The 21,142-nt window shown below is 74.7% G+C and carries 19 protein-coding genes, 1 pseudogene and 1 riboswitch; of the genes and pseudogenes, 9 read left to right on the top strand and 11 right to left on the bottom strand.

Translation table 11 applies throughout. The features are described 5' to 3' along the window. Positions 1-197: 197 nt before the first annotated feature. From EDF18_RS05650 to EDF18_RS16265, 3 genes are all read right to left on the bottom strand, one after another. On the bottom strand, positions 198-560 hold the full coding sequence (locus EDF18_RS05650) for a hypothetical protein (RefSeq protein ID WP_123546753.1): 363 nt from the start codon (positions 558-560) through the stop codon (positions 198-200). Between the two features lie 243 nt (positions 561-803). Next, entirely contained in the window at positions 804-2,918 is a 2,115-nt protein-coding gene (locus EDF18_RS05645; RefSeq protein ID WP_123546752.1) for a carboxypeptidase-like regulatory domain-containing protein, read from the bottom strand. Positions 2,919-3,064: 146 nt separating this feature from the next. Next, a complete protein-coding gene (locus EDF18_RS16265) occupies positions 3,065-3,202 on the bottom strand; it encodes a hypothetical protein (protein WP_158614619.1) in 138 nt (45 codons plus the stop codon). A 33-nt stretch (positions 3,203-3,235) separates the two neighbouring features. On the opposite strand from EDF18_RS16265, the gene EDF18_RS05640 reads away from it, so the two are divergent. From EDF18_RS05640 to EDF18_RS05630, 3 genes are read left to right on the top strand one after another with little or no spacing between them, the layout of a single operon-like run. Further along, a complete protein-coding gene (locus EDF18_RS05640) occupies positions 3,236-4,198 on the top strand; it encodes a winged helix DNA-binding domain-containing protein (protein ID WP_123546751.1) in 963 nt (320 codons plus the stop codon). A gap of 35 nt (positions 4,199-4,233) precedes the next feature. Continuing rightward, on the top strand, positions 4,234-5,640 hold the full coding sequence (locus tag EDF18_RS05635) for an MFS transporter (protein WP_123546750.1): 1,407 nt from the start codon (positions 4,234-4,236) through the stop codon (positions 5,638-5,640). Beyond that, positions 5,637-6,290, top strand: a complete 654-nt coding sequence (locus tag EDF18_RS05630; RefSeq protein WP_123546749.1) for a thermonuclease family protein — start codon at positions 5,637-5,639, stop codon at positions 6,288-6,290. Before EDF18_RS05635 ends, EDF18_RS05630 begins: the two co-directional genes overlap by 4 nt. 139 nt (positions 6,291-6,429) lie before the next feature. On the opposite strand, the gene EDF18_RS05625 is transcribed toward EDF18_RS05630, so the two are convergent. After that, positions 6,430-8,577 (bottom strand): MMPL family transporter, encoded by a 2,148-nt coding sequence (locus EDF18_RS05625; RefSeq protein WP_123546748.1) that lies wholly within the window; start codon positions 8,575-8,577, stop codon positions 6,430-6,432. 117 nt (positions 8,578-8,694) lie between these two features. Here EDF18_RS05625 and EDF18_RS05620 point away from each other — a divergent pair, with 117 nt between their 5' ends. The 6 genes and pseudogenes from EDF18_RS05620 (at position 8,695) to ribH (ending at position 13,977) form a co-directional block, all read left to right on the top strand. Next, positions 8,695-9,315: a MarR family winged helix-turn-helix transcriptional regulator gene (locus EDF18_RS05620; protein ID WP_123546747.1), complete on the top strand. Its 621-nt coding sequence runs from the start codon at positions 8,695-8,697 to the stop codon at positions 9,313-9,315. Then, positions 9,312-10,736, top strand: a complete 1,425-nt coding sequence (locus EDF18_RS05615; RefSeq protein WP_123546746.1) for an L-serine ammonia-lyase — start codon at positions 9,312-9,314, stop codon at positions 10,734-10,736. The genes EDF18_RS05620 and EDF18_RS05615 overlap by 4 nt, the downstream gene beginning before the upstream one ends. Before the next feature lie 79 nt (positions 10,737-10,815). Then, positions 10,816-11,511: a pentapeptide repeat-containing protein gene (locus EDF18_RS05610; protein WP_123546745.1), complete on the top strand. Its 696-nt coding sequence runs from the start codon at positions 10,816-10,818 to the stop codon at positions 11,509-11,511. Positions 11,512-11,671: 160 nt separating this feature from the next. After that, a riboswitch (FMN riboswitch) is annotated at positions 11,672-11,808 on the top strand. Positions 11,809-12,002: 194 nt separating this feature from the next. Beyond that, positions 12,003-12,623 (top strand): riboflavin synthase, encoded by a 621-nt coding sequence (locus EDF18_RS05605; protein WP_123546744.1) that lies wholly within the window; start codon positions 12,003-12,005, stop codon positions 12,621-12,623. Between the two features lie 68 nt (positions 12,624-12,691). Continuing rightward, positions 12,692-13,348 (top strand): annotated as a pseudogene (gene ribB, locus EDF18_RS05600) (3,4-dihydroxy-2-butanone-4-phosphate synthase); the annotation flags it as partial. Between the two features lie 125 nt (positions 13,349-13,473). Then, entirely contained in the window at positions 13,474-13,977 is a 504-nt protein-coding gene (gene ribH, locus EDF18_RS05595; protein WP_123546743.1) for a 6,7-dimethyl-8-ribityllumazine synthase, read from the top strand. Positions 13,978-14,201: 224 nt separating this feature from the next. On the opposite strand, the gene EDF18_RS05590 is transcribed toward ribH, so the two are convergent. The 7 genes from EDF18_RS05590 to EDF18_RS05560 form a co-directional block, all read right to left on the bottom strand. Continuing rightward, positions 14,202-15,005: a dienelactone hydrolase family protein gene (locus tag EDF18_RS05590; RefSeq protein WP_123546742.1), complete on the bottom strand. Its 804-nt coding sequence runs from the start codon at positions 15,003-15,005 to the stop codon at positions 14,202-14,204. A gap of 83 nt (positions 15,006-15,088) precedes the next feature. Then, positions 15,089-15,646 (bottom strand): TetR family transcriptional regulator, encoded by a 558-nt coding sequence (locus tag EDF18_RS05585; RefSeq protein WP_123546741.1) that lies wholly within the window; start codon positions 15,644-15,646, stop codon positions 15,089-15,091. Positions 15,647-15,727: 81 nt separating this feature from the next. Continuing rightward, a complete protein-coding gene (locus EDF18_RS05580; protein ID WP_123546740.1) occupies positions 15,728-16,228 on the bottom strand; it encodes a GNAT family N-acetyltransferase in 501 nt (166 codons plus the stop codon). A gap of 61 nt (positions 16,229-16,289) precedes the next feature. Next, on the bottom strand, positions 16,290-17,744 hold the full coding sequence (locus EDF18_RS05575) for a serine hydrolase (protein WP_123546739.1): 1,455 nt from the start codon (positions 17,742-17,744) through the stop codon (positions 16,290-16,292). Positions 17,745-17,786: 42 nt separating this feature from the next. Then, positions 17,787-19,181: a deoxyribodipyrimidine photo-lyase gene (locus EDF18_RS05570; RefSeq protein ID WP_123546738.1), complete on the bottom strand. Its 1,395-nt coding sequence runs from the start codon at positions 19,179-19,181 to the stop codon at positions 17,787-17,789. Beyond that, the gene (locus EDF18_RS05565) at positions 19,178-19,675 is read right to left on the bottom strand and encodes a MarR family winged helix-turn-helix transcriptional regulator (protein ID WP_123546737.1); all 498 of its coding nucleotides are present in this window, start codon (positions 19,673-19,675) and stop codon (positions 19,178-19,180) included. Before EDF18_RS05565 ends, EDF18_RS05570 begins: the two co-directional genes overlap by 4 nt. Before the next feature lie 328 nt (positions 19,676-20,003). After that, entirely contained in the window at positions 20,004-20,771 is a 768-nt protein-coding gene (locus tag EDF18_RS05560; protein ID WP_123546736.1) for a winged helix-turn-helix domain-containing protein, read from the bottom strand. Positions 20,772-21,142: the final 371 nt, after the last annotated feature.

The following is a 21,142-nucleotide window of genomic DNA, read 5'->3' as shown; positions in this document are numbered from 1 at the left end:
ATCGGTGCGGCTGCGCCCACGGGAGTCCGCCGGGCACGGCGTGCACGGTAGGCCCGGGCGGCCGGCGGCACCCGCCGAGTCGCCTCCGCGTCCGGGGTACAGACGTGGCTCGTCGGGCGTGCGGGCCCAGGCCGAGACGCGACGACGCCCCCGACCCAGAGGAGGTCGAGGGCGTCTCGCGCTCGTTCCCGAGCCGGTCAGCGCAGGCGGGTCGTCGAGTCCCACAGGTCCTTGCACGGACCCGTCGCCGTCTCGGCCGCCTTGCCGGCGCCCTTGAGGACGCTGCCCCAGTTCTTCTTGATGACGCCTCCGGCCACGGTCAGCAGCGCGCCGCCCATGCCGTGGTTGCACTCCAGCATGAGCGTCCTCTCCTTCTGGGTCAGGTCGGGGGTGTTGACGAAGATGCGGTCGCCGGTGACCGGGTCGACGGCGCAGCCGACGGAGGGCGCGCAGTAGTCGGCGGGGGCGGCCGTGGCGGCCTGCGCCTGGGCTGCGGTGCCGGCGCCGGTGAACAGGGCGACGGCCAGGACGGTGGTGCCGATGGAGTGACGCTTCTTCACGGGGACCTCCTCAGGTCGAGGCGGCGCCGGGCGGCGTCGCCGATCGTGCGTCCTGGACGCTACCGATCCCGCGGCGGCCGGCGGAAGGCCCCTTGACATCCGACTCGTTCGGTGGGTGGTGGCACAGCGGCGTCCCGATCCCCACGGCGGCGCGGAAGTCCGGACGCGTCAGGGGCGTCCGGACCTGCGCGCAGACCGTTCTGTTCGGAGGTCATTCCCAGGTCCGAGCCGAGGAGGCGCGAGTCAGCCCCGCGAGGAGCGGGCCTCCGCCGCTGTGGCCAGCGCTGTGCGACGACGCCGCAACGCGGCCCCACCGGCCACGAGACCCAGCCCTGCGGCGAGCAGCCCGCCCGCGAGCAGGAGCGGCTGGTCGACGTCGCTGCCGGTGAAGGCGAGGGGCCCGCGACCGCCGGCCGTGCCGGTGCTCGTGCCGGCGCCGTTCCCGCCGGTGCCTGCGCCGCCTGCGGGGGGCGTGCTCGGCGTTCCCGCACCGGGGTCGGTGACCGGCGGCTCGACCGGGGGCACCTCGGCGGCGAGCAGGGCGAAGGTGCCTAGGGTGCGGTCGACGTACGCGACGAACTCGGTCGGGTCTCCTGCGCCCGTCACCGCGAGGCGGTACGTGGTCCCGGGCGTCAGGTCGGCGAACACGAAGCGGCCGGCTGCGTCGGTGGTGGCGGTCGCCACGGGCACGTCGCTGCCGACCGGGAGGACGCTCACCACGACGCCGGGGGCGAGTGCACCGGCCGAGTCGACGACCGTGCCGTCCACGGCGACGGCCGCGGCCGTGGGCACGACGAGGACGAAGGGCGCGGGCGTCTCGCCCAGCTCGGGCGCCGTGAACGGGATGGGGTGCTCGGCGTCGTCCCCGACGACGACCACGTAGTCGGCGCCGGGCGTGAGCCCGTCGGCCTCGAAGCTGCCGTCGGGACCGGTCACGACCGACACGTCGGGGCCAGTCGGCTGCGCGGTGCCCTCGTCGGGCACCGGGATGAAGTCGAGCGTCTCGTTCGCCGCGGGCGTGCCGTCGGCGTTCGCGACCGTGCCGGTGACGTCGACCGTCTCGGGGGCCAAGGGGACGACGTAGCCGGTGATGTCCTCCGGGGCCGTGAAGTCGGTGGCGCCTCCCGTCGCGACATCGATGAGCGCGTACCGCTTGGCGGGGTCGAGCCCGTCGAAGGCGAAGGTCCCGTCTGCGGCGCTGGTCGTCGAGGCGAGCGGCACGTCGTCGCCCTCGGCGACGATCTGCACCTCACGGCCGCCGACCGGCGCGCCCGCGCCGTCGACGACGGCACCGACGGCCGAGACGGTGGCCGGCGGCACGATGTCTGCGGGGAAGACGAAGTCGACGCCCGTGGCGTCGGCGGTCACGAGGGAGAACGCGGTCGGCTCGACCGTGTCCGTGCCGCGAGGCGTGATCGTGGCCGTGTAGCCGGCGGCGGCGACCAAGGCGGGCACCGACCAGCGGCCCTCGGCGTCCGTCTCCGTCGTCCCGACGACGTCGCCCGCGGCGTTCGTCACGGTCACCGTGGCGCCGGAGTACGGCGTCGCCGTCTCGCCCGTGTCCACGGTCGCCGTCCCCGCGGCGCTGAACGTCTTGGTTGCGAACCAGGTCTGGTACACGGGGAACCCGCTGCGCTGCTGGTACGTGATGGTCAGCGTCTCGAGCGGCACGCTCGGGCTGAACCAGCCGGCCGCGCCCTCGGTGTCGGCGGCGGAGGGGTTGCCGACCAGGGTCGCCGTGGCGGCGTCCCAGCGCGGCTGGTCGCCGGTGCCGGCGCTGTCGCACGACGGGGTGCCCGTGCCGGCGCAGTAGTTGTAGGTGCCCTGGAAGCCGAGCTGCGCCGCCGTCACGACCGCGCCTCCGACGCCCGTGGCGGTGATCGTCGCCTGGTCGGCGTCGATGTCGCCGAGCACGAACGACCAGCCGGACGACGGCGTGGCCGACTCGAACGAGTAGGTGGTCACGGCGGCGCCGGCCGCGGTCGGCGAGTCCTGTGAGGGCCGCTGGTTCAGGTACGGCAGCCCGCGGCTGGTGCCGTACTGGGCGCCGGGCGGAGTCGAGGCCGCCTGCCACGTGCTCGAGCCGCTCGGGACCGTCGCCTGCCGTGAGGTCGAGGTGAAGGTGGTGACGGGGAACCCGCCCGCCAGCGTCATCGTCCCGGTGTAGGCGCGTGCCGAGCCGGAGACCTGGAACTCGCCCCAGGACGAGCCCTGGGCGGCGGAGGCGCCGGTCGCGCCCCCGAGGGCGAGGGCCAGCGCGACGACGCCGGTGGTGGTCGCGGCGGCGAGGCCGCGGAGCGAGGCTCGACGCGGCAGCCGCGAGGGCCGGCCAGAACGGGCAGTGGAACGGTCGAGCATGCGGGCCTCCCAGACGGGGGCCGTGGTGCCCCCGGCTGAGGTTATTTCACGAAGGGCCCGCTTGTCACCCGCTGGCCGGATCGCGAGCACGAGAGGCCCCTGCGGTCAGGGGGATCACGTCGCCGTGACGTCCCCCGACCGGCGGTCTAGCGCTTCTTGACGTTCGAGACCGCGTCCTCGGAGTGCGACGCGGTGCCGCTCTTGGCCTTCTTGTCCGCGCGCTTCCCCTTGAGGCTGCGGACGGCGACCTTCGCGGTGGTCTTCTTCGCTGATTTCTCTGCCATGGTGGTGCCTCCGTCTCGGACCGAGCTGGTCCGGTGCGCGGAGCCTACGGGCACATCGTCCCCGCCCCGTCCTCGCCGGGCACTCTCACGGCTCGTACACTGCGGGCATGGTCCGCGCCTCCTCGATCGGCCGTCAGACTCGACCGGTCTCCACGGCGCACCTGCGCGAGGTCGCCGTCGCCCGGACCGCAGCCCAGCGCATCTCCGTCGCGGGCGAGCCGACGGTCGCGGCGACGACGCGGGCGATGCTCGGCAGCGGAGGCGGTGGTCGCGGCCCTCGCCGAGCACGGCGAGCTCTCGAGGCCCGACCTCCTCGGGGCCGTCGCCCGTCACGGCGTCGACACCGCCGGCGAGCGCGGCTCGCACCTGCTGCGCTGGCTGAGCGCCCGGTGCGTGATCGTGTTCGCGGCGCCCCGGGGCACGCAGCAGCGCTTCGCCCTGTTCGAGGAGTGGATCCCCGGCTCCCGCCGCATTGACGACCGGGAGGAGGCGCTCGCCGAGTACGTCCGCCGGTGGCTGGCACGGTGCGGTCCGGCGACGGTGCGCGACCTCGCGTGGTGGGGCGGGCTGACGCTGACCGAGGCGCGGCACGCGGTCTCCCTCGTCGACGACGTGGAAGCCACCGTGCTCGACGGCGAGACCTGGATCGAGCGGACGGAAGGGGAGGCGGTGTCGGGGCGTCCCGCACGAGGCGACCTGCGCCTCCTGCCGCCGTTCGACGAGCTGCTGCTCGGCTACGGGGCCCGGGAGGCGTCGCTCGACCCGGCCGACGCCTCCCGTCTCGTGCCGTCCTCGAACGGGCTGTTCCTGCCGGCCGTCACGGTCGACGGGCGGGTGGTCGGCACCTGGCGACGCACGGTCGCGATCGAGGTCGATCCCTGGGTAGCGTGGACCGAACGTCGACGCGCCCAGGTGCGACGCCGGGCCGAGCAGTACGCGCAGCACCTCGGCCTCGCGCTCGCCGAGGGCCCCGCGTCGGCGCCCACGTCGCCCTGACCCTGCGTCGTGCCGTCCTCAGCACAGGAACCTCGATGACCGACGACGTCGCGACCCCCACGCCCGGCACGCCCGGGCCTCCCACCCGCACCGAGCGGCTCGACGAGCTGCCGTTCACCCGCAAGCACGGGCGCCTGCTCGTCGGGTCGGGCCTCGGCTGGGCCCTCGACGCGCTCGACGTCGGGCTGCTGTCGTTCGTCATCGCCCAGCTCGCGGTCGTGTGGAGCAGCGACAAGGGGGCCCTCGCGTTCGTCGCCTCGGCCGGCTTCGCGGGCATGGCGATCGGCGCGGCCGTCGGCGGGTCGCTCTCCGACCGGCTCGGCCGCAAGACGGTCTTCGCCCTGACCTTGCTCGTCTACGGCCTCGCGACGGGCCTCAGCGCCCTCAGCTGGTCGGTCGGGGCGCTGCTCGTGCTCCGCTTCGTGGTCGGGCTCGGCCTCGGCGCCGAGCTGCCGGTGGCCTCGACCCTCGTGTCGGAGTTCTCGCCCCGCCGCATCCGCGGCCGTGTCGTCGTGCTGCTCGAGGCGTTCTGGGCCCTCGGCTCGATCGCCGCCGCGCTGGTCGGCTGGCTGGTGATCCCCCTGAGCGACGACGGCTGGCGCTGGGCGCTCCTGATCGGCGCGCTGCCGGCCCTCTACGCCGTGTTCGTGCGGCTGCGGATGCCCGAGTCGGTGCGGTTCCTCGAGGCGAGGGGGCGGCACGACGAGGCCGAGCGGACGGTGCGCGCGTTCGAGGAGGCGGCGGGCACGGCCCAGCCCGCGGCGGCACCGCGAGCGGCTGCCGACCCGAGGCCGGCCGACCCGAGCCGGGCTGAGACCCGCCCGGCCGCCGCGCCCCGCGCCTCCGCCGCCTCGTTGCTCCGTGACGGCCTCCGGCGTCGCACCGTCGCGATCTGGGTCGTCTGGTTCATGACCAACTTCTCGTACTACGGGGCCTTCGTCTGGCTGCCGACCCTGCTGGTCGAGGCGGGCTTCCCGCTCGTGAAGTCGTTCGAGTACACGCTGCTGATCACGCTCGCGCAGCTGCCCGGCTACGCCGCGTCGGCCTGGCTGATCGAGCGGTGGGGGCGTCGCGGCACGCTCGCCGTGTTCCTGCTCGGGTCGGCCCTCGCGGCGACCGCCTTCGGCTTCGGCGCGGTCAGTGGCAGCGCGACGCAGATCGTCGTGTCGGGCATGTTCCTGTCGTTCTTCAACCTCGGCGCGTGGGGCGCGCTGTACGCCGTCACCCCCGAGCTCTACCCGACCCGGCTGCGCGGCACGGGGGCGGGCTGGGCGGCCGGAGTGGGGCGGATCGCGTCGATCGCGGCCCCGCTGACGGTGCCGCCCCTCCTCGTGCTCGGCGGGACGCCGGTGCTCTTCGCGGTGTTCGGCGGCGTGTTCGTCGTCGCGGCCGTGGCGGCGCTGGCCCTGCCCGAGCTGCGCGGCACGAGGCTGGCCGAGTGAGCCGCTCGACCGCGGCACAGCGTCGCCGCAGCCGTCCTCGCGCCCGGACCCGGGGCGCAGATCGCCGTGCCCTCATCGGCCTCGCCGTGGTGCTGGTCGGGGCCGTCGTCGTCATCGCGTTCCCGCAGCTGCTCGACGGCGGGGCGACCGGCGGCTCGTCGGGCGGCTCGTCCGACGGGACCGTCCGGCCCCCCTCGGCCGACGCCTCCGTCCCGTCGAGCGTCCCTGCCTCGGCCGTGCCGGCGACCGTCGAGCGCGTCGTCGACGGCGACACGGTCGTGGTGGTCGCCGCCGACGGCGCTCGCGAGCGCCTCCGCCTGATCGGCGTCGACACCCCTGAGACCGTCAAGCCCGACGCCCCCGTCGACTGCTTCGGCCCCGAGGCGAGCGCGTTCACGACCGACGCCCTGCCCGTCGGGTCGACCGTCTGGCTCGAGGACGACGCCTCGCAGGGCGACGCCGACCGCTACGACCGGCTGCTCCGCTACGTCTGGACCGAGGGAGGCGGCCTGCTGAACCAGCAGCTGGTCGCGTCCGGCCTCGGCGAGGAGGACACCTACGACCAGCCGTACCGCTACCGGGACGCGTTCGTCGCGGCCGAGGCCGCCGCCCGCGACTCCGGCGCCGGCCTCTGGGGCGCCTGCCGCTGACCTGACCCGCCCGGCCGGACTCCGCCCCGGCGCCCCGGCGCCCCGGCGCCCTGGGCGCCGAGCCGTCACGACGTGCTCTCGCCGGCCGTCGGGGGAGCACTTCCCGCCGGCTCGTCCCGGCCGGGAGGTGCGAGAGGCCTCAGATCGACGTCTCGAGGGGCTCGGAGGTCGATCCGCGGGCTCTCGACGGACCTCGCCGGCTCGGCCACCAGAACGCCTCGCCCGTGAGGAACACCAGCGCCGGGACGAGCACGGTCCGGACGACGAGCGTGTCGAGAAGCACCCCGATGCAGACGATGACGCCGACCTGCGTCAGCGCGACGACCGGCAGCACCCCGAGCACCGCGAACACGGCGGCGAGCAGCACTCCGGCGCTCGTGATGACCCCTCCCGTCGACGACAGGGCGCGCACCATGCCCTCGCGCGTGCCGTGCCGCAGCCGCTCCTCCTTCGCCCGCGTCGTGAGGAAGATGTTGTAGTCGACCCCGAGCGCGACGAGGAAGAGGAACGCGTAGAGCGTGACGCTCGTGTCGAGGGCCGGGAACCCGAGGAGGTGCGTGAACAGCCACGTCGCGGCGCCGAGGCTCGCCGCGAAGGTGGCGAGCACCGACGCGATGAGCAGCACCGGCGCGACGAGCGAGCGCAGCAGCACGGCGAGGATCGCGAAGACGATCGCGAGGATGACCGGGGCGATCAGCCCGAGGTCGTGGGAGGCGGCGGTGCGCTCGTCGTACGCGGTCGCGTCGGTGCCGCCGACGAGGGCGTCGGCCACCGGGCCCCCGTCGTCGTGCAGGGCGTCGCGCAGGTCCTGCACGGTCGCGGACGCCTCGTCGCTCTCGGGCTCGGCGTCGAGCCGGACGTCGACGCGGGTCAGCCCGTCGGCCTGCTCGCCGGGCGTGGCGCTGGCGACGCCGTCGACGCCCTCGACGACCCGCACGACGTCGTCGGTCGCCGCGGTCGGGGCGAGCACGATCGTCTGGCTCGTGAGCCCCGCCGAGAACGAGTCGTCGACGATCCGCTGGGCCGTCACGGAGTCGGGGTCGCCGAGCAGCTGGTCGGTCTGCGAGAGGCCGACGGCGTAGCCGCCGAGGCCGAGGCAGAGCACGCCGAGGCCGGCGACCGCGGCGACGGCGACGCGGCCGGGCCGGCGCTGGACGCCGCGGCCGAGGCGTTCCCAGAAGCCCTGGCGGGGGCGGGCGTGGCCGGCGTTCGCCCCGTGCGTCGAGGCCGCCGCCGACCCGTCAGCCGAGGGCGAGGCGGAGGAGGCGCGGGGCACGAACGGCCAGAACAGCCCGCGTCCGCAGACCACGAGCGCCGCCGGCAGCACCACGAGGGCGAACGCGATCGCCACGACCACGCCGATCGCGCAGGCGGCCCCGAGTGCGCGGTTGCCCGAGAGCTCGGCGAGCATCAGGGTCGCGAGGCTGAGAGCGACGGTGCCGCCGCTCGCGGCGATCGCCGGGCCGGCGCTCCGCACGGCCGTCCGCATCGCCTCGTGCCGGTCGGGCCGGACGAGCAGCTCCTCCCGGTAGCGGGCCACCAGCAGCAGGGCGTAGTTCGTGCCGGCGCCGAAGACGAGCACCGAGAGGATGCCCGAGATCGACGCGTCGACGGTGACGCCGAGGGGCTCGGCGAGGGCGGCGACCACCCGGCCGGCGAGGAAGTCGGCGAACCCGACGACGACGAGGGGCACGATCCAGAGGACGGGGCTGCGGTAGGTCACGATCAGCAGCACGGCCACCACGAGCACGGTGACGAGCAGGAGGCGGAAGTCGGCCCCCGCGAAGGCGTTCGAGACGTCGTCCTGGAACCCCACCGGCCCGGTCAGGTACGCACGGAGCCCGTCGGGCAGCCCGGCGGAGGCGGCGTCGCGGAGGCTCGTCGCCGTGCCGCTCACGTCGGCCTCGACGTCGGCGGCCGAGAGCGGCACCGCGACGAGGGCGGCGGCGCCGTCGTCGCTCACCTGCGGGCGGACGGCCTGCGGCGTGGTCGACTGCTCCGCGAGAGCGGACGCGGCCGTGTCGACGGCCGCGAGGTCGGCGCTCGACAGCTCTGCGCCTCCTCTGCTCCAGACCAGGATCCCCACGGTGGCGTCGGCCGACGGGAACTCGTCGAGCAGCGCGGTGACCTGCGCGGCCTCGCTCGAGTCGGGCAGGCCGGACGGCGGGAACGCCTCGTCGTCGCCCGAGGGCAGCAGGGCGAGCAGCAGCGCGACGACGACGAGCGTGCCGCCGAGCACCGCCCAGGCGGTGCGGTGTCCGCTGACGAGTCGGGCGAGTACGAGCACGGGGCCCTCCGAGGATGATCGAGCAGGATGAGGTGATTCGCTGACAAAGAGTCTTAGCAAGTAAGACTATGGCACACCGGGCGCCGTGCGTCCGGGAGAATCAGACGAGGAGGCGCGATGACCGACACGACGACGACGCCCGGCCCGCGAGGCGGCGGCACCGCAGCCGACGGCGAGCACGGCGGTGCGCACACGGGCGCGCACGACGACCCCGTCCGCCGCGACGTCGTCGCCTCGATGCAGCGCCTGACGACCGAGTCGCAGCGCGTCGCCCAGGCGTTCGCCGGCCAGCAGGGACTCGGCCACATCGACCTCGAGGCGCTGCTGCACGTGATGCAGGCCGAGCAGCGCGGCGACCCCGTGACGTCGGGGCGGCTCGGCGACCTGCTCGGGGTCACCTCGGGCGCCGCGACCGGGGTCATCGACCGTCTCGAGCGCGCCGGCCACGTGCACCGCAGCCGCGACGACGCCGACCGGCGCCGCGTGCTCGTGCACTACTCGGAGGCCGCCCGCGCGGTCGCCGGCCAGTTCTTCGGACCGCTCGGCCGGCTCAGCGCGACGGTGATGGACCAGTTCGACGCCGCCGAGCTGCGCACCGTCCAGCGGTTCCTCGCCGACATGTCCGTCGCGATGGCCGAGCACGCCCGCAGCACCGGCGACCGCACGGCGGCCGCCTCCGCCGCGGGCGCCTCCGCGCCGACACCCGACTCCCCGACAGCACCAGGAGCAGCACGATGACCGACTACGTCTCCGGCCTCGACCTCTTCTCGATCGGCATCGGCCCGTCGAGCTCGCACACCGTGGGCCCGATGCGCGCCGCCCGCCTGTTCCTCGAGACGGTCCGCGACGCAGGCCGCCTGGGCGACGTCGCCCGGGTCGAGGTCGTGCTCTACGGCTCCCTCGCCGCCACCGGCCTCGGGCACGGCACCCCGTCGGCAGTGCTCGCGGGCCTCGCGGGCCTCGCGCCCGAGACGGGCGACCCGGCGACGATCTCGCGCATGCAGGAGGCGGTGGAGGCGGGCGGCGGCATCCGCCTGCTGGGCACGCACCAGATCGCCTTCGCCCGGGGCGACCTGCGGATGGCGCCGCTGACGCGCATCCCGCGGCACCCGAACGCGATGGGCCTCGAGGCGCTCGACGCCGGCGGGCAGAGCATCGCGCGCGACACGTTCTTCTCGATCGGCGGCGGCTTCGTCGTGCGCGACGGCGACGACGAGCACGCCGTGCCCGCCCGCGAGGCGCCGCTCGCCTTCCGCGACGCCGACGACCTGCTCCGGCTCTGCGACGCCGAGGGCATCGGCATCGCCGAGCTGGCCTGGCGCAACGAGGTCGCCCTGCACGGTGAAGAGACGGCGCAGGACGGCCTCGACGCCCGCTGGGCCGCGATGGAGGCGTGCATCGACACCGGCCTCGCCGCCTCCGGCGTCCTGCCCGGCTGGATGAAGGTGCCTCGCCGCGCCCGCCAGGTCGCCGAGCGGCTGCGCCTGCAGGAGGAGCGGGCCGAGCGGTACGCCCTCTCCGGCACCGCGATCGAGCAGGGCCAGGCCTCGTCGCTGCTCACCTCCGACCTGCCCGCCCAGTGGCTGCAGGCCTACGCGATGGCCGTCAACGAGGAGAACGCGGGCGGCGGACGCGTCGTCACCGCGCCGACGAACGGCGCCGCGGGCATCGTGCCGGCCGTGGGCTACTACGCGATGCGGTTCCACGGGGCGAGCCGCGCCTCCTTGGCTCGCGACTACCTGCTGACCGCCGCCGCGATCGGCTCCCTCTACAAGCGCAACGCCTCGATCTCGGGCGCCGAGGCCGGCTGCCAGGGCGAGGTCGGCTCGGCCTCGTCGATGGCCGCGGGGGCGCTCACCGGCCTGCTGGGCGGCACGCCGCGCCAGGTCGAGAACGCCGCCGAGATCGCGATGGAGCACCACCTCGGCCTCACGTGCGACCCGGTCGGCGGCTTCGTCCAGGTGCCCTGCATCGAGCGGAACGCCATCGCCGCCGGCACCGCCGTGGCCGCCGCGCGCATGGCCCTGCTGGGCGACGGCAGCCACGTCGTCAGCCTCGACACCGTGATCGAGACGATGCGCCAGACCGGGCGCGACATGGCCGACAGCTACAAGGAGACGAGCCGGGCGGGCCTCGCGGTCAACGTCGTCGAGTGCTGACGGAGGCGCGGGGCCGGCTCGAGACCGGGGCCGCCGAGGAGGCGCGGGCGCTGTCGGACCCCGCCGCTACCGTGGTCGCATGACCCCGCCGCGCCGCCCCTCGTCCCGTTCCGTCGCCAGCGTGAGCGGCGGCACCGACGCCCCGCGGCTCGACCCGCTCGACCCGCAGGGCCTCGTCGACATGGGCGCCGACCTGCTGGGGTCGCGCGACCACCGCGAGCTCGAGCGCTTCGTCGACGCCGACCTGGCCGGCCGCGATCTCGAGGGCTCGTCGTTCTCCGAGTGCGTGTTCGAGTCACCTCGGCTCGACGGCGCCCGGCTGCGCGGCACCCGCATCGTCGAGTCGGTCGTCTCCGACTCCTTCGCCCCCGAGCTCTCGTCGGCCCGGGCGACCTGGCGCGATGTCCGCGTCGAGCGGCCGCGCTGGGGCTCGGCCGAGCTGTTCGACGCCTCGTGGCAGTCGGTGCGGATCGTCGGCGGCAAGATCGACTACCTCAACCTCCGGGGCGCCCGGCTGACCGACGTCGTGCTCGAGGGCTGCGTCGTCGGCGAGCTCGACCTGCAGGGGGCCGAGGCCCTGCGCGTGGCGTTCGTCGACTGCCGTGTCGGCACGCTCGACCTGACCGGCGCCTCCCTCGCCCACACCGACCTGCGCACCACCGACCTCGACCGGGTCGACGGGCTCGACGGCCTCCGCGGCGCGACGATCGACCACCTCCAGCTCGCGTCGATGGCGGGCGTGTTCGCCGCGCACCTCGGCGTCGTCGTCGACTGAGCGGACATCTCGCCGGGCGGGCGCCTGCACCCCCGAACGTGCACCGCACCCCTGAATCAAGGGGTGCATTGCACGTTCGGGGGTGTGGCGCATGAGGCACGCGTCCGTGGACGAGCGTCCGGCGTCCTCGTCGGACGCGGTGCTAGGGTCGCCGTGAGCAACGCGCTCCGGGGTCAGTGCAAATCTGAACCGGCGGTCACAGCCCGCGACCCGGCACGACGCCCTTCGGGGAGTCGTCCGGTTGAACCGGTGGAACTCCGGTGCCGACGGTCACAGTCCGGATGAGAGGAAGCGCGGGCCGGGCGTCGTCTCGTGAGAGCGCGCCCAGCTGAGCGATCCTGCGTCGTCCCCCGGAGCCGCCCCTTCCGGACGGAGACCGACATGACCTCGCTGCACCGCACCTCCTCGTGCGCCCCTGACTCCACGCCACGGGCTGCCGCCTCCGTGACGGCCTCCGTGGCCGCTGCCTCGACCATGACGGCGGGCCGCTGATGTTCACCGGGCTCGTGGAGGAGGTCGGCGAGGTCGTCCGGATCGACGACGTCGGCGACAGCGTCCGGCTCACCGTCCGCGGACCGCTCGTCGTCGACGACGCGGGGCACGGCGACTCGATCTCGGTCAGCGGCGTGTGCCTCACCGTCGTCGACCGCAGCGAGGGCGCGTTCACCGCCGACGTGATGAAGCAGACGCTGAGGGTCAGCACCCTCGCCGGGCTCGGCGCCGGGTCGCCGGTCAACCTCGAGCGCGCCGCGCGGGTCGGAGACCGCCTCGGCGGGCACATCGTCCAGGGCCACGTCGACGGCACGGCGTCCGTCGTCGAGATCGAGCCGGGCGAGGCCTGGCGCCGTGTCCGGCTGACGCTCGACGACGAGTTGTCGCCGCTGCTGGTCGACAAGGGCTCGGTCACCCTCGACGGGGTCAGCCTCACGGTGAGCGCGATCAGCGAGCCGCACGAGCAGCCCGGCTGGTTCGAGGTCAGCCTCATCCCCGAGACGCTCGCCGCAACGACCCTCGGCGGCGCGGTCGCCGGCAGCCGGGTCAACGTCGAGACCGACGTGGTCGCGCGGCACGTGCGCCGCATGCTCGCCCTCAGGGCGGGGGCGACGTCGTGACCGGCGCGGCAGGCGTGGCCGGCGCGGCAGGAGCAGGCGACGCGGCAGGAGCCGGCGACGCGGCCGGCGTGCCTCCCGTCACCGACCCGGGTGCCGCGGCCGACACGGCCGAGGCGACGGGTGCCTCCTCGATCGAGGCCGCGCTCGACCACCTGCGCCAGGGGCGTCCCGTCATCGTGGCCGACGACGCGTCGCGCGAGGACGAGGGCGACGTGGTGCTCTCGGCCGAGCTGGCCACGCCCGAGTGGCTCGCCTGGACCGTCCGGGTCTCGTCCGGCTTCGTCTGCGCGCCGATGGCGGCGGAGATCGCCGACGCGCTCGACCTGCCGCCGATGGTCGCCCACAACGAAGACGCGCGGGGCACCGCCTACACGGTCAGCGTCGATGCGTCGGCGGGCGTGACGACGGGCATCAGTGCCTCCGACCGGGCGACGACGCTGCGGGTCCTCGCCGACCCCGCGTCCGTCCGCGACGACCTGCGTCGCCCGGGGCACGTGCTGCCCCTGCGCGCCCGCCCCGGCGGCGTCCGCGAGCGGAACGGGCACACGGAGGCGGCGGTCGACCTGATGCGTGCGGCCGGCCTCCGTCCCGTCGCCGCCATCAGCGAGATCGTCGCCGACGACGGCGAGATGATGCGCTGGCCCGGGCTCGTCGCCCTCGGCGCCCGCGACGGCGTGCCCGTCGTGTCGATCGCTCAGCTCGTGGTCTGGCTCGACGAGCGCGACCGCCAGGGCTGAGCCCGACGGCCTGACGGCCTGACGGCAGTCACAGTCACAGTCGCTGCCGACCCGTCACTGCCGGTCCGTCGTCCACCTACCCCACCCGTACCACACCACCCGAGGAGACACACATGAGCGTCGAGGGCGCCCCCACCGAGATCGACGTCGACGGGACCGGCGTGCGCGTCGCGATCGTCGCCGGGACCTGGCACGAGACCATCACCGACGGCCTGCTCGCCGGGGCGCTGGCCACCGTCGAGCGCCTCGGCGCGACCGCCGAGGTGCTGCGCGTGCCCGGTAGCTTCGAGCTGCCCGTGGTCGCGAAGGCCGCCCTCGAGGCGGGCGCCGACGCGGCCGTGGCGCTCGGCGTGATCATCCGGGGCGGCACGCCGCACTTCGAGTACGTCTCGGACGCGGCCACGTCGGGCCTGCTGCGCGTCTCGCTCGACACAGGCAAGCCCGTCGGGTTCGGCGTGCTCACCCTCGACGACGAGCAGCAGGGGCTCGACCGGGCCGGTCTGCCCGGCTCGAAGGAGGACAAGGGCGCCGAGGCCGCCCACGCCGCCGTCGCGACGGCCGTCCAGCTCCGTGCGATCGCCGCGGGCGGCTCGGCCCGAGCCGGCTCCGCCGCCTGACGGTCGGCCCTGGTCCTGGTCCTGGTCCTGGCCCTCTCGCCCCGGCCGCCGGCCCCCGGCCCGCGGCCCGCGCCTCCGGCCCGCGCCTCCGGCCCGCGCCCCCGGCCCCCGGCGGGCGTCAGAGCGCGAACGGGACGTCTCGACGTGGGGCCCACGGCTGAGACGTCCCTTTCCCGGCAGGTCGTGTCCTCCGCGGCTGCCGCGGGAGGCTCGGCAGGTCGCGCCTAGAGCACCTCGTCGAAGAAGGCGCGCATCTGGGCCCACGAGCGCCGGTCGGCGACGGCCTGGTACTGGGCGCCGTGCTCGGGGGAGTCGGTGCCGGGCACCGCGAAGGCGTGCATCGCGTCGCTGTAGCTGACGACCTGCCAGTCCGTGGCGCCGGCGGCGCGGAGCTCGTCCTCGAAGGCGACGACGGCGTCGTCGGGGACGACCGGGTCGGCCGTGCCCGTCATCACGAGCAGCGGCGCCGTCACGGCGCCCTCCTCGGCGGGCAGCTGCGTGCCGAGACCGCCGTGGAACGACGCGACCGCTGCCACGTCGGCGCCCGAGCGGGCGAGCTCGAGGGCGCCCGAGCCGCCGAAGCAGTAGCCCATCACGGCGATGCGCGCGGGGTCGACGCCGGGCTCGGCCCGCAGCCGCTCCAGGTTGGCGGCGAGGCGTGCGCGGAACGCGGGGACGTCGCCGTACCAGGCACCGGCCTGGGCGCCCGCCTCCTCGGGCCCCGGGCGGACCCCCTGGCCGTAGACGTCCCCGGCGAGGGCGACGTAGCCGAGGCGGGCGAGCATCACCGCTCGCACCTTGACGTGGTCGACGACGCCGAACCAGTCGTGCAGCACGAGCACCGCGGGACGCAGCTCGTCGGGTTCGGCCGAGGCGGCGGTGTCCGGGGTCGCGAGCCAGCCCTCGAGGGGCGTCCCGTCGTCGTCCCAGACGACGTCGCCGCCCTGGACGGTGCCGGTGTCGGGCACCGTGTCGAGCACGGTGCGGAGTTCGGGGGAGAGGTCGGGCAGCAGCTCTGTCGTGGTCACGAGCGCGACGCTACTCCCGGCCCGTGAGGCGAGGACGTGCGCAGGCGAGGAGGCGACGACACGACGACCCGAGGAGGCGCGGGTCAGCCGACCAGGCGCCTCACGGCCTCCTCCACGACGTCGCAGCGCCGCTCGTGCGGGCCGCCGTGCAGGTTCGTCGCGGACGGCGTGACGAACCAGCCGAGGACGACCCCGAACACCATGGTCAACAGCTCGTCGGCGTTCCAGCCGGGCGCGATGTGGCCGGTCTCCTGCGCCTCCTGCACCGCGGCGCGACGCGCCTCGAGCTGGGCGTGGTCGACCACCCCGGGGCTCGGCAGCGAGGCGCCCTCGATCTGGCCCCAGAGCAGCATGCGCGCGTCGTCGGGGTGCAGGGCCAGGTGGTCGTAGAGGCGCCGGGCCCAGCCGGGAAGGTCGTGGGCGTCGAACGGGATGGCCTGCACCCACCGGTCGATGCTCTCGCCGAGGACGGCGTCGAAGAGGTCGCGCTTCGTCGAGAAGTGGGCGTAGAGCCGTTCCTTGCTCGCCTCGGCCTCGCGCGCGATCGCGTCGATCCGGGCACCGGCCAGGCCGGTGGCGGCGAACTCGCCCCTCGCGGCGGCGAGGATGCGCTCACGGGGCGGGGTCGCACGGCGTTCCATGGCCCGAGTGTAGGGCCGGGCGCGACCGGACGCGACGGTCCGGTCGCCGATCGGCCAGGGCGGCCGCCGCGGCCCAGTGGTCTAGTCGTGCGTCGCGGACGACACGGCCTCGGGCGGCGTCGCCGCCCGCGACATCGGCACGTGCGGGATGCCGTCCTCGAGGAACCCGGGGCCGTCGACGACGAACCCGAAGCGCGCGTACCAGCCCTCGAGGTGCGCCTGCGCGTCGAGCCGCACGAGCCGCCCCTCGGCGCGGTCGAGCGCGAGGCGCATCAGGTCGGCGGCGAGGCCGCGTCCCCGTGCGGCGGGCGTAGTGGCGACCCGCCCGATCCGCAGGGCGTCGGCAGCGGCAGCGGCGCCGGTGTCGTCGGCGTGGTCCACGAGCAGCCGCACGGTGGCGAGCACCTGCTCGTCCTCCTCGGCCCAGAGCATCACCGCGTCGGGCTCGACGTCGCGGCCGTCGAGCTCGGGGTAGGCGCACTCCTGCTCGACGACGAAGACGTCGACGCGCAGCCGCAGCAGGTCGTAGAGGCGAAGGGGGTCGATCAGGGCGACGGAGGAGATGCGGAACTGGACGGTCACCTCACCAGGCTAGGGCCCGAGGCACGCGGTCGCGGCACCGGCGGGTGCATGCAGCGCTCCGTCAGCGCGCCGGGACGGCCCGCACGCCGATCGTCTGGACGCGGGGCGTGCTCTCCGGCGTCAGCCGGATCTCGATCCGCAGCGATCCCCGCCGGGCAGGCAGCTGCCAGACCCGGTGCGAGGGCACGGCCGAGGAGGCGGCTGGCACGTCGGGCTCGTCGCGCACGATCGAGGAGGCGCCGGTCGAGGTCGCCTGCGCGTCCACGAGACCGCCGAGCGAGCCCACCGCCTCGGCCCAGAGCCGACGTCGCCGCTCGAGCGGCACGTCCAGCTCGACGTTCTCGCTGAGCAGGCCCGCGGGCACCTCGCCGCCGCGCACGACGGCCTCGACTGCGGCCGCCGCCGCGAGCGTCTCGGGCCAGGGCTCCACGACGACCCGCGCCTCCTCGGTGTCGGCCATCATGCCGTCGAGCGCGAGCCCCACGGGCACGGACACCTGGGCGTACGTCGCGTTCTCGAACCCGACGACGCCGAGCCCGGTGGCGGTCTGCCAGCGCATGTGGGCCGAGAACCCCGGGTAGCCGCCGCTGTGCGAGACGACCGTGCCGAGGTCGGGGTAGTGCTCGACGACGAGGCCGAAGCCGTAGCCGGCGGGATGCGCCCCGAGGCCGGGCACGAAGCGCTGCAGCTGCTGCATCTCGCGCCGGGAGGCGCGGCTCAGGACGCCGTCGACGTCGCCGCGGCCCTCGTCGTCGAACGCCGATGCGAGCCAGCGGGCCCAGCGGGCGAGGTCGGTGGTGGTGCCGAACAGGCCGCCGATCGGAGAGAAGGCACCGGGGCCGGAGAAGGGGAGGGGCTCCCAGCCGTCGTCGCCGCGGCGGTGGCCCACGGCGAGGCCGCCCGAGGCGTCGACGTCGCTCGTGAAGCCCGTCGACCTGAGGCCGAGCGGCTCGAGGACCGTCTGCTCGACGACCTCGCGGTACGGGCGACCCGTGACCGAGGACACGACGCGGCCGAGCAGGGCCCAGCCGAGGTTGGAGTAGGCGAAGGCCGTGCCCGGCACGCTGTCGAAGCGGAGGCCGCCGCGCAGCAGGTCGTCGAGCTCGTCGTCGGTGATCGACTCCTGTCGGTCGCCCCACGGGTCGTCGGTGGGCAGGCCGCCCGACATGGTCATCAGCATGCGCACCGTCGGCACGGGGGAGTCGGCGGTCGGCAGCGCGACGTCGGCGAAGGCGGGCACGAAGTCCGTGACCGGTGCGTCGAGCACGAGCCGCCCCTCGTCGCGGAGCGCCAGCAGTGCGACGGCGGTGAAGCTCTTCGTGCACGAGGCGATGCGGTACGCCGTGTGGGGCCCGGGCACGGCACCGCCCGGGGAGCCGTCGAGCGTGCCGCGGCTGCCGTGGTGCGTGACGCCGTCGTGGTCGAAGGTCGCGAAGACCGAGCTCGGCGCCTTCTCGTCGGACTGGCGGGCGTCGAACACGGCGTCCACGCCGGAGGTGCGGGGCGAGCTGGTCATCGTGTCTCTCGTCGGGAGGCGGGGCGCGTCAGGCAGGAAGCGTCAGGCAGCGGGCGGCGGGGTGCGCCGCATCTTCTCGTAGGCGTCGAGCGCCTCGCGTCGGGACTGCTTCAGGTCGACCATCGGCTCGGGGTAGGCGTCGTCGTCGACCTCGGGCACCCACTCGCGCACGTAGCCGCGGTGCCCGTCGAACTTGCTGGCCTGCAGCTCGGGGTTGAAGACCCGGAAGTACGGTGCCGCGTCGGCGCCCGAGCCGGCCGTCCACTGCCAGTTGGCGGGGTTGTTCGCCTCGTCGGCGTCGACGAGGGTGTCCCAGAACCACGCCTCGCCCACGCGCCAGTCGACGAGCAGGTTCTTGACCAGGAAGCTCGCGGTCACCATGCGCACGCGGTTGTGCATCCAGCCCGTCGTCCAGAGCTGGCGCATGCCTGCGTCGACGAGCGGGACGCCGGTCGTGCCCCGCCGCCACCGGTCGAGGTCGGCCTCGGGGAGGTCCTCCCACGGGAACGCGTCGAACTCGGGCCGGTAGTTCTTCGTCGCGAGGTGCGGGTTCGCGAACAGCACGGTGTGGTTGAACTCGCGCCAGACCAGCTCGCGGAGGAACCCCTGCGCCTGTTCGCGGGAGGCGGCGGGCAGGTCGGCCTGCATGCGGTGCCAGACCTGGAACGGGCTGACCTCGCCCCAGCGGAGGCGGGGCGAGAGACGGCTGGTCGCCTCCTGCGAGGGGAAGTCCCGCTGCTCGTAGTCGGCGAGGTGCCCGGTCGCGAACTCCTCGAGGACGTCGAGGGCGGCGGACTCGCCCGGCGTCCACGTCTCGCGGAGGCCCGCGGCCCAGTCGGGCTGCGTGGGCAGCAGCTGCCAGGAGTCGAGGTCGTCGCTGGCGGGGAGCGCGTCGGGCGCCGTGAGCCGCTCGGGCGCGGCGAGCGGCTCCCGCGGCTCGGGCCGGCTGAGGCACGCGCGCCAGAACGGGGTGAAGACCTTGAACGGCTCGCCTGAGCCGGTCTGCACCGTCCACGGCTCGAACATCAACGAGCCCTGGAAGCTGTGGGCGTCGACGCCGTCGTCGTGCAGCGCTGACTTGAGGGCCGCGTCGACCTCGCGGGCGGCGAGGCCGTAGCGGCGGTTCCAGGACACGGCGCCGGCGCCGGTCTCGGCGACGAGCGCGGGCACCTCCGTGGCCGCCGCGCCCCGGCGCAGCGTCAGCGAGGCGCCGAGCTCGCGGAGGTCGTGGTCGAGCGAGGCGAGGCTGTGGTGCAGCCACCAGCGAGCGGCGCCGCCGAGCGCCCTGATGCCCGGCGACTGCTCGTCGAGCAGGTAGAGCACGACCACGGGGCCGCCGCGAGTGACCGCCGCGTCGAGCGCGGGGTTGTCCGCGATCCTGAGGTCGTCGCGCAGCCAGACGATCGTCGGGCTGGTGGTCGAGGAGGCGGTGCTCACGCGGTGCCGTCCGTCCCGGGCGCCGACACGGCGCCCTCGTCGGTTTCCGGGTCGCCGCCGGACGACCCGGCGCGCAGTCGGGTGCAGAGGTCGGTGAGGGCCACGAGCTCGTCGTGGTCGAGGCTGCCGCCGACCCGCTCGGCGATCGCGGCGGCGTGGCTGACCGCGGTGCGACGGTAGAGCGCCGACCCCTCGTCGGTCATCGACACGATGATGCCGCGGCCGTCGCCCGGGTCGCTGTGCTTCGCGACGATCCCGCGCGAGGCGAGACGGTCGACGAGCCGGCTGATGCTCGGCTGCGTGAGCAGGAGGTGACGCGTGAGGTCACGGATGCGCGCGCTGCGGCCCGGCTGGTTCGACAGGTTGAACAGCACGTCGTACTCGTTGAACGAGATCTCGTCGGTGGGGAAGCGCGCGTTCAGCTCGCGCATCACCGTGACCTGTGCCCGGAAGAGCGACTCCCAGGCCCCGACGGCCACCGCTGTGTCGCTCATGCTGCTCCTCGTGCTCGCGGTCCTCTCGAGAGTCTAGGGAAGACGGCCGACACGGGGCCGACGAGGGGCCGGTGGCCGCGCACGCGTCCGGGAACGACAGAAGGCCGGTCGCTGAGCGACCGGCCTTCATTCCCTTGCACCAGAGTTGTCCTGCAATCACATCCTGCCTCGGCCGCCACAGCAAACGACCTCGACCCGCTCACGATATAACGGCCAGGTAACGGTCGTCTAGTTATCGAAACGTTATTTTCCTGGGAACTCTCCGCGAGCGCCCACCACACGGTCGTCCCCCCGCCGCGTACCCCGATCGGACGACCGTGCTGGGGTCCTAGAAGAGGTCGGGCGAGGGGGTCGACGCGCGGCGGATCGAGACGTCGGCGTGCCGGTCGAAGCGGTAGCCAGCGCCGCGCACGGTGCGGACGACGTCCTCGAACGCGCCGAGCTTCGCGCGGAGGCGACGCACGTGGACGTCGATCGTGCGCTCGTTCGGCACCTCGTCGTCGCCGTCGGCCCAGAGCCCCCCGATCAGTTCGGAGCGCTCGATCGTACGGCCCTCGCGGAGCACGAGGTACTGCAGCAGCTCGAACTCCTTGTAGGTGAGGTTCGCGGCCTCGCCGTCGAGCAGCACGCGCTTGCGCGAGATGTCGACGACCACGCCGCCGCGGGCGCCGGGCTCCTCGGCCACCTCGGCGGCCTGGCGACGGGCGGCGACGGCCGACGGGTCCTGCAGGGCGAGGCGGACGACGTCGACGTCCCGGCCGCCGGCGCCGGTGGGGGCGATCGCGACCGCGGCGTGCGTCTCGGCGGCCGGGGCGATCTGGGCGACGAGCGCCTTGATCTGCGCCACGATGTCGCCGAGCTCGGTGCCGGTCTGGGCGGCGGTGACCTCGTCGATGCCGACGTAGAGGGCGAAGCCGCGGGCCTCGGTGCCCTCCGGCAGGGCGCGGGGTCGGGGAGCAGCCGGCTCCGCGGGTGAGGCCTCAGTGGCGGCGGCGGCGGCAGCTGCGGTCCGGTTCAGCGGAGCAGCGGTCGAGGAGGTGCGGGCCGGCGAGACGGTGCGGGCTGCGGTGACGGGGCGGTCGAGGATGAGGGACATGACAGGCGGGGTCCTTGCGGGAGGGCGGCAGGACGACTCCGTGCCGGGCGGCGGCCAGGGGCAGGAGCGTCGTGCTCGATGTGTGTCGGTGCTCGATCCCGCCGGCGATGGTGCCGTGCGTCACGAGCAGTCGGTGCGGTGCACCGTCCAGACGCGCGTCGGGTGACGACGCGGATCGTCCGGGAGTCGATGACTCGACGTCCGGGTGGGGACGTGAGCTCAGCTGGCGGTGTCAGCAGCTGCGACTCGGCGAGGTGTGTGGCCGGGTCAGGCACACATTCGACACATGACCGCGTGCATCGGCATCATGATGCCGGCGCTCCCGAAGGCCTCGAGGGAGGTCGGAGCGAACACGTGGGAAGTCATGGAGC

The sequence above is a fragment of the Frigoribacterium sp. PhB107 genome (assembly GCF_003751515.1).
Taxonomy (GTDB): Bacteria; Actinomycetota; Actinomycetes; order Actinomycetales; family Microbacteriaceae; genus Frigoribacterium.
The sequence above is the reverse complement of the archived record's forward strand: the minus strand, read 5'-3'. Positions and strand labels throughout refer to the sequence as shown.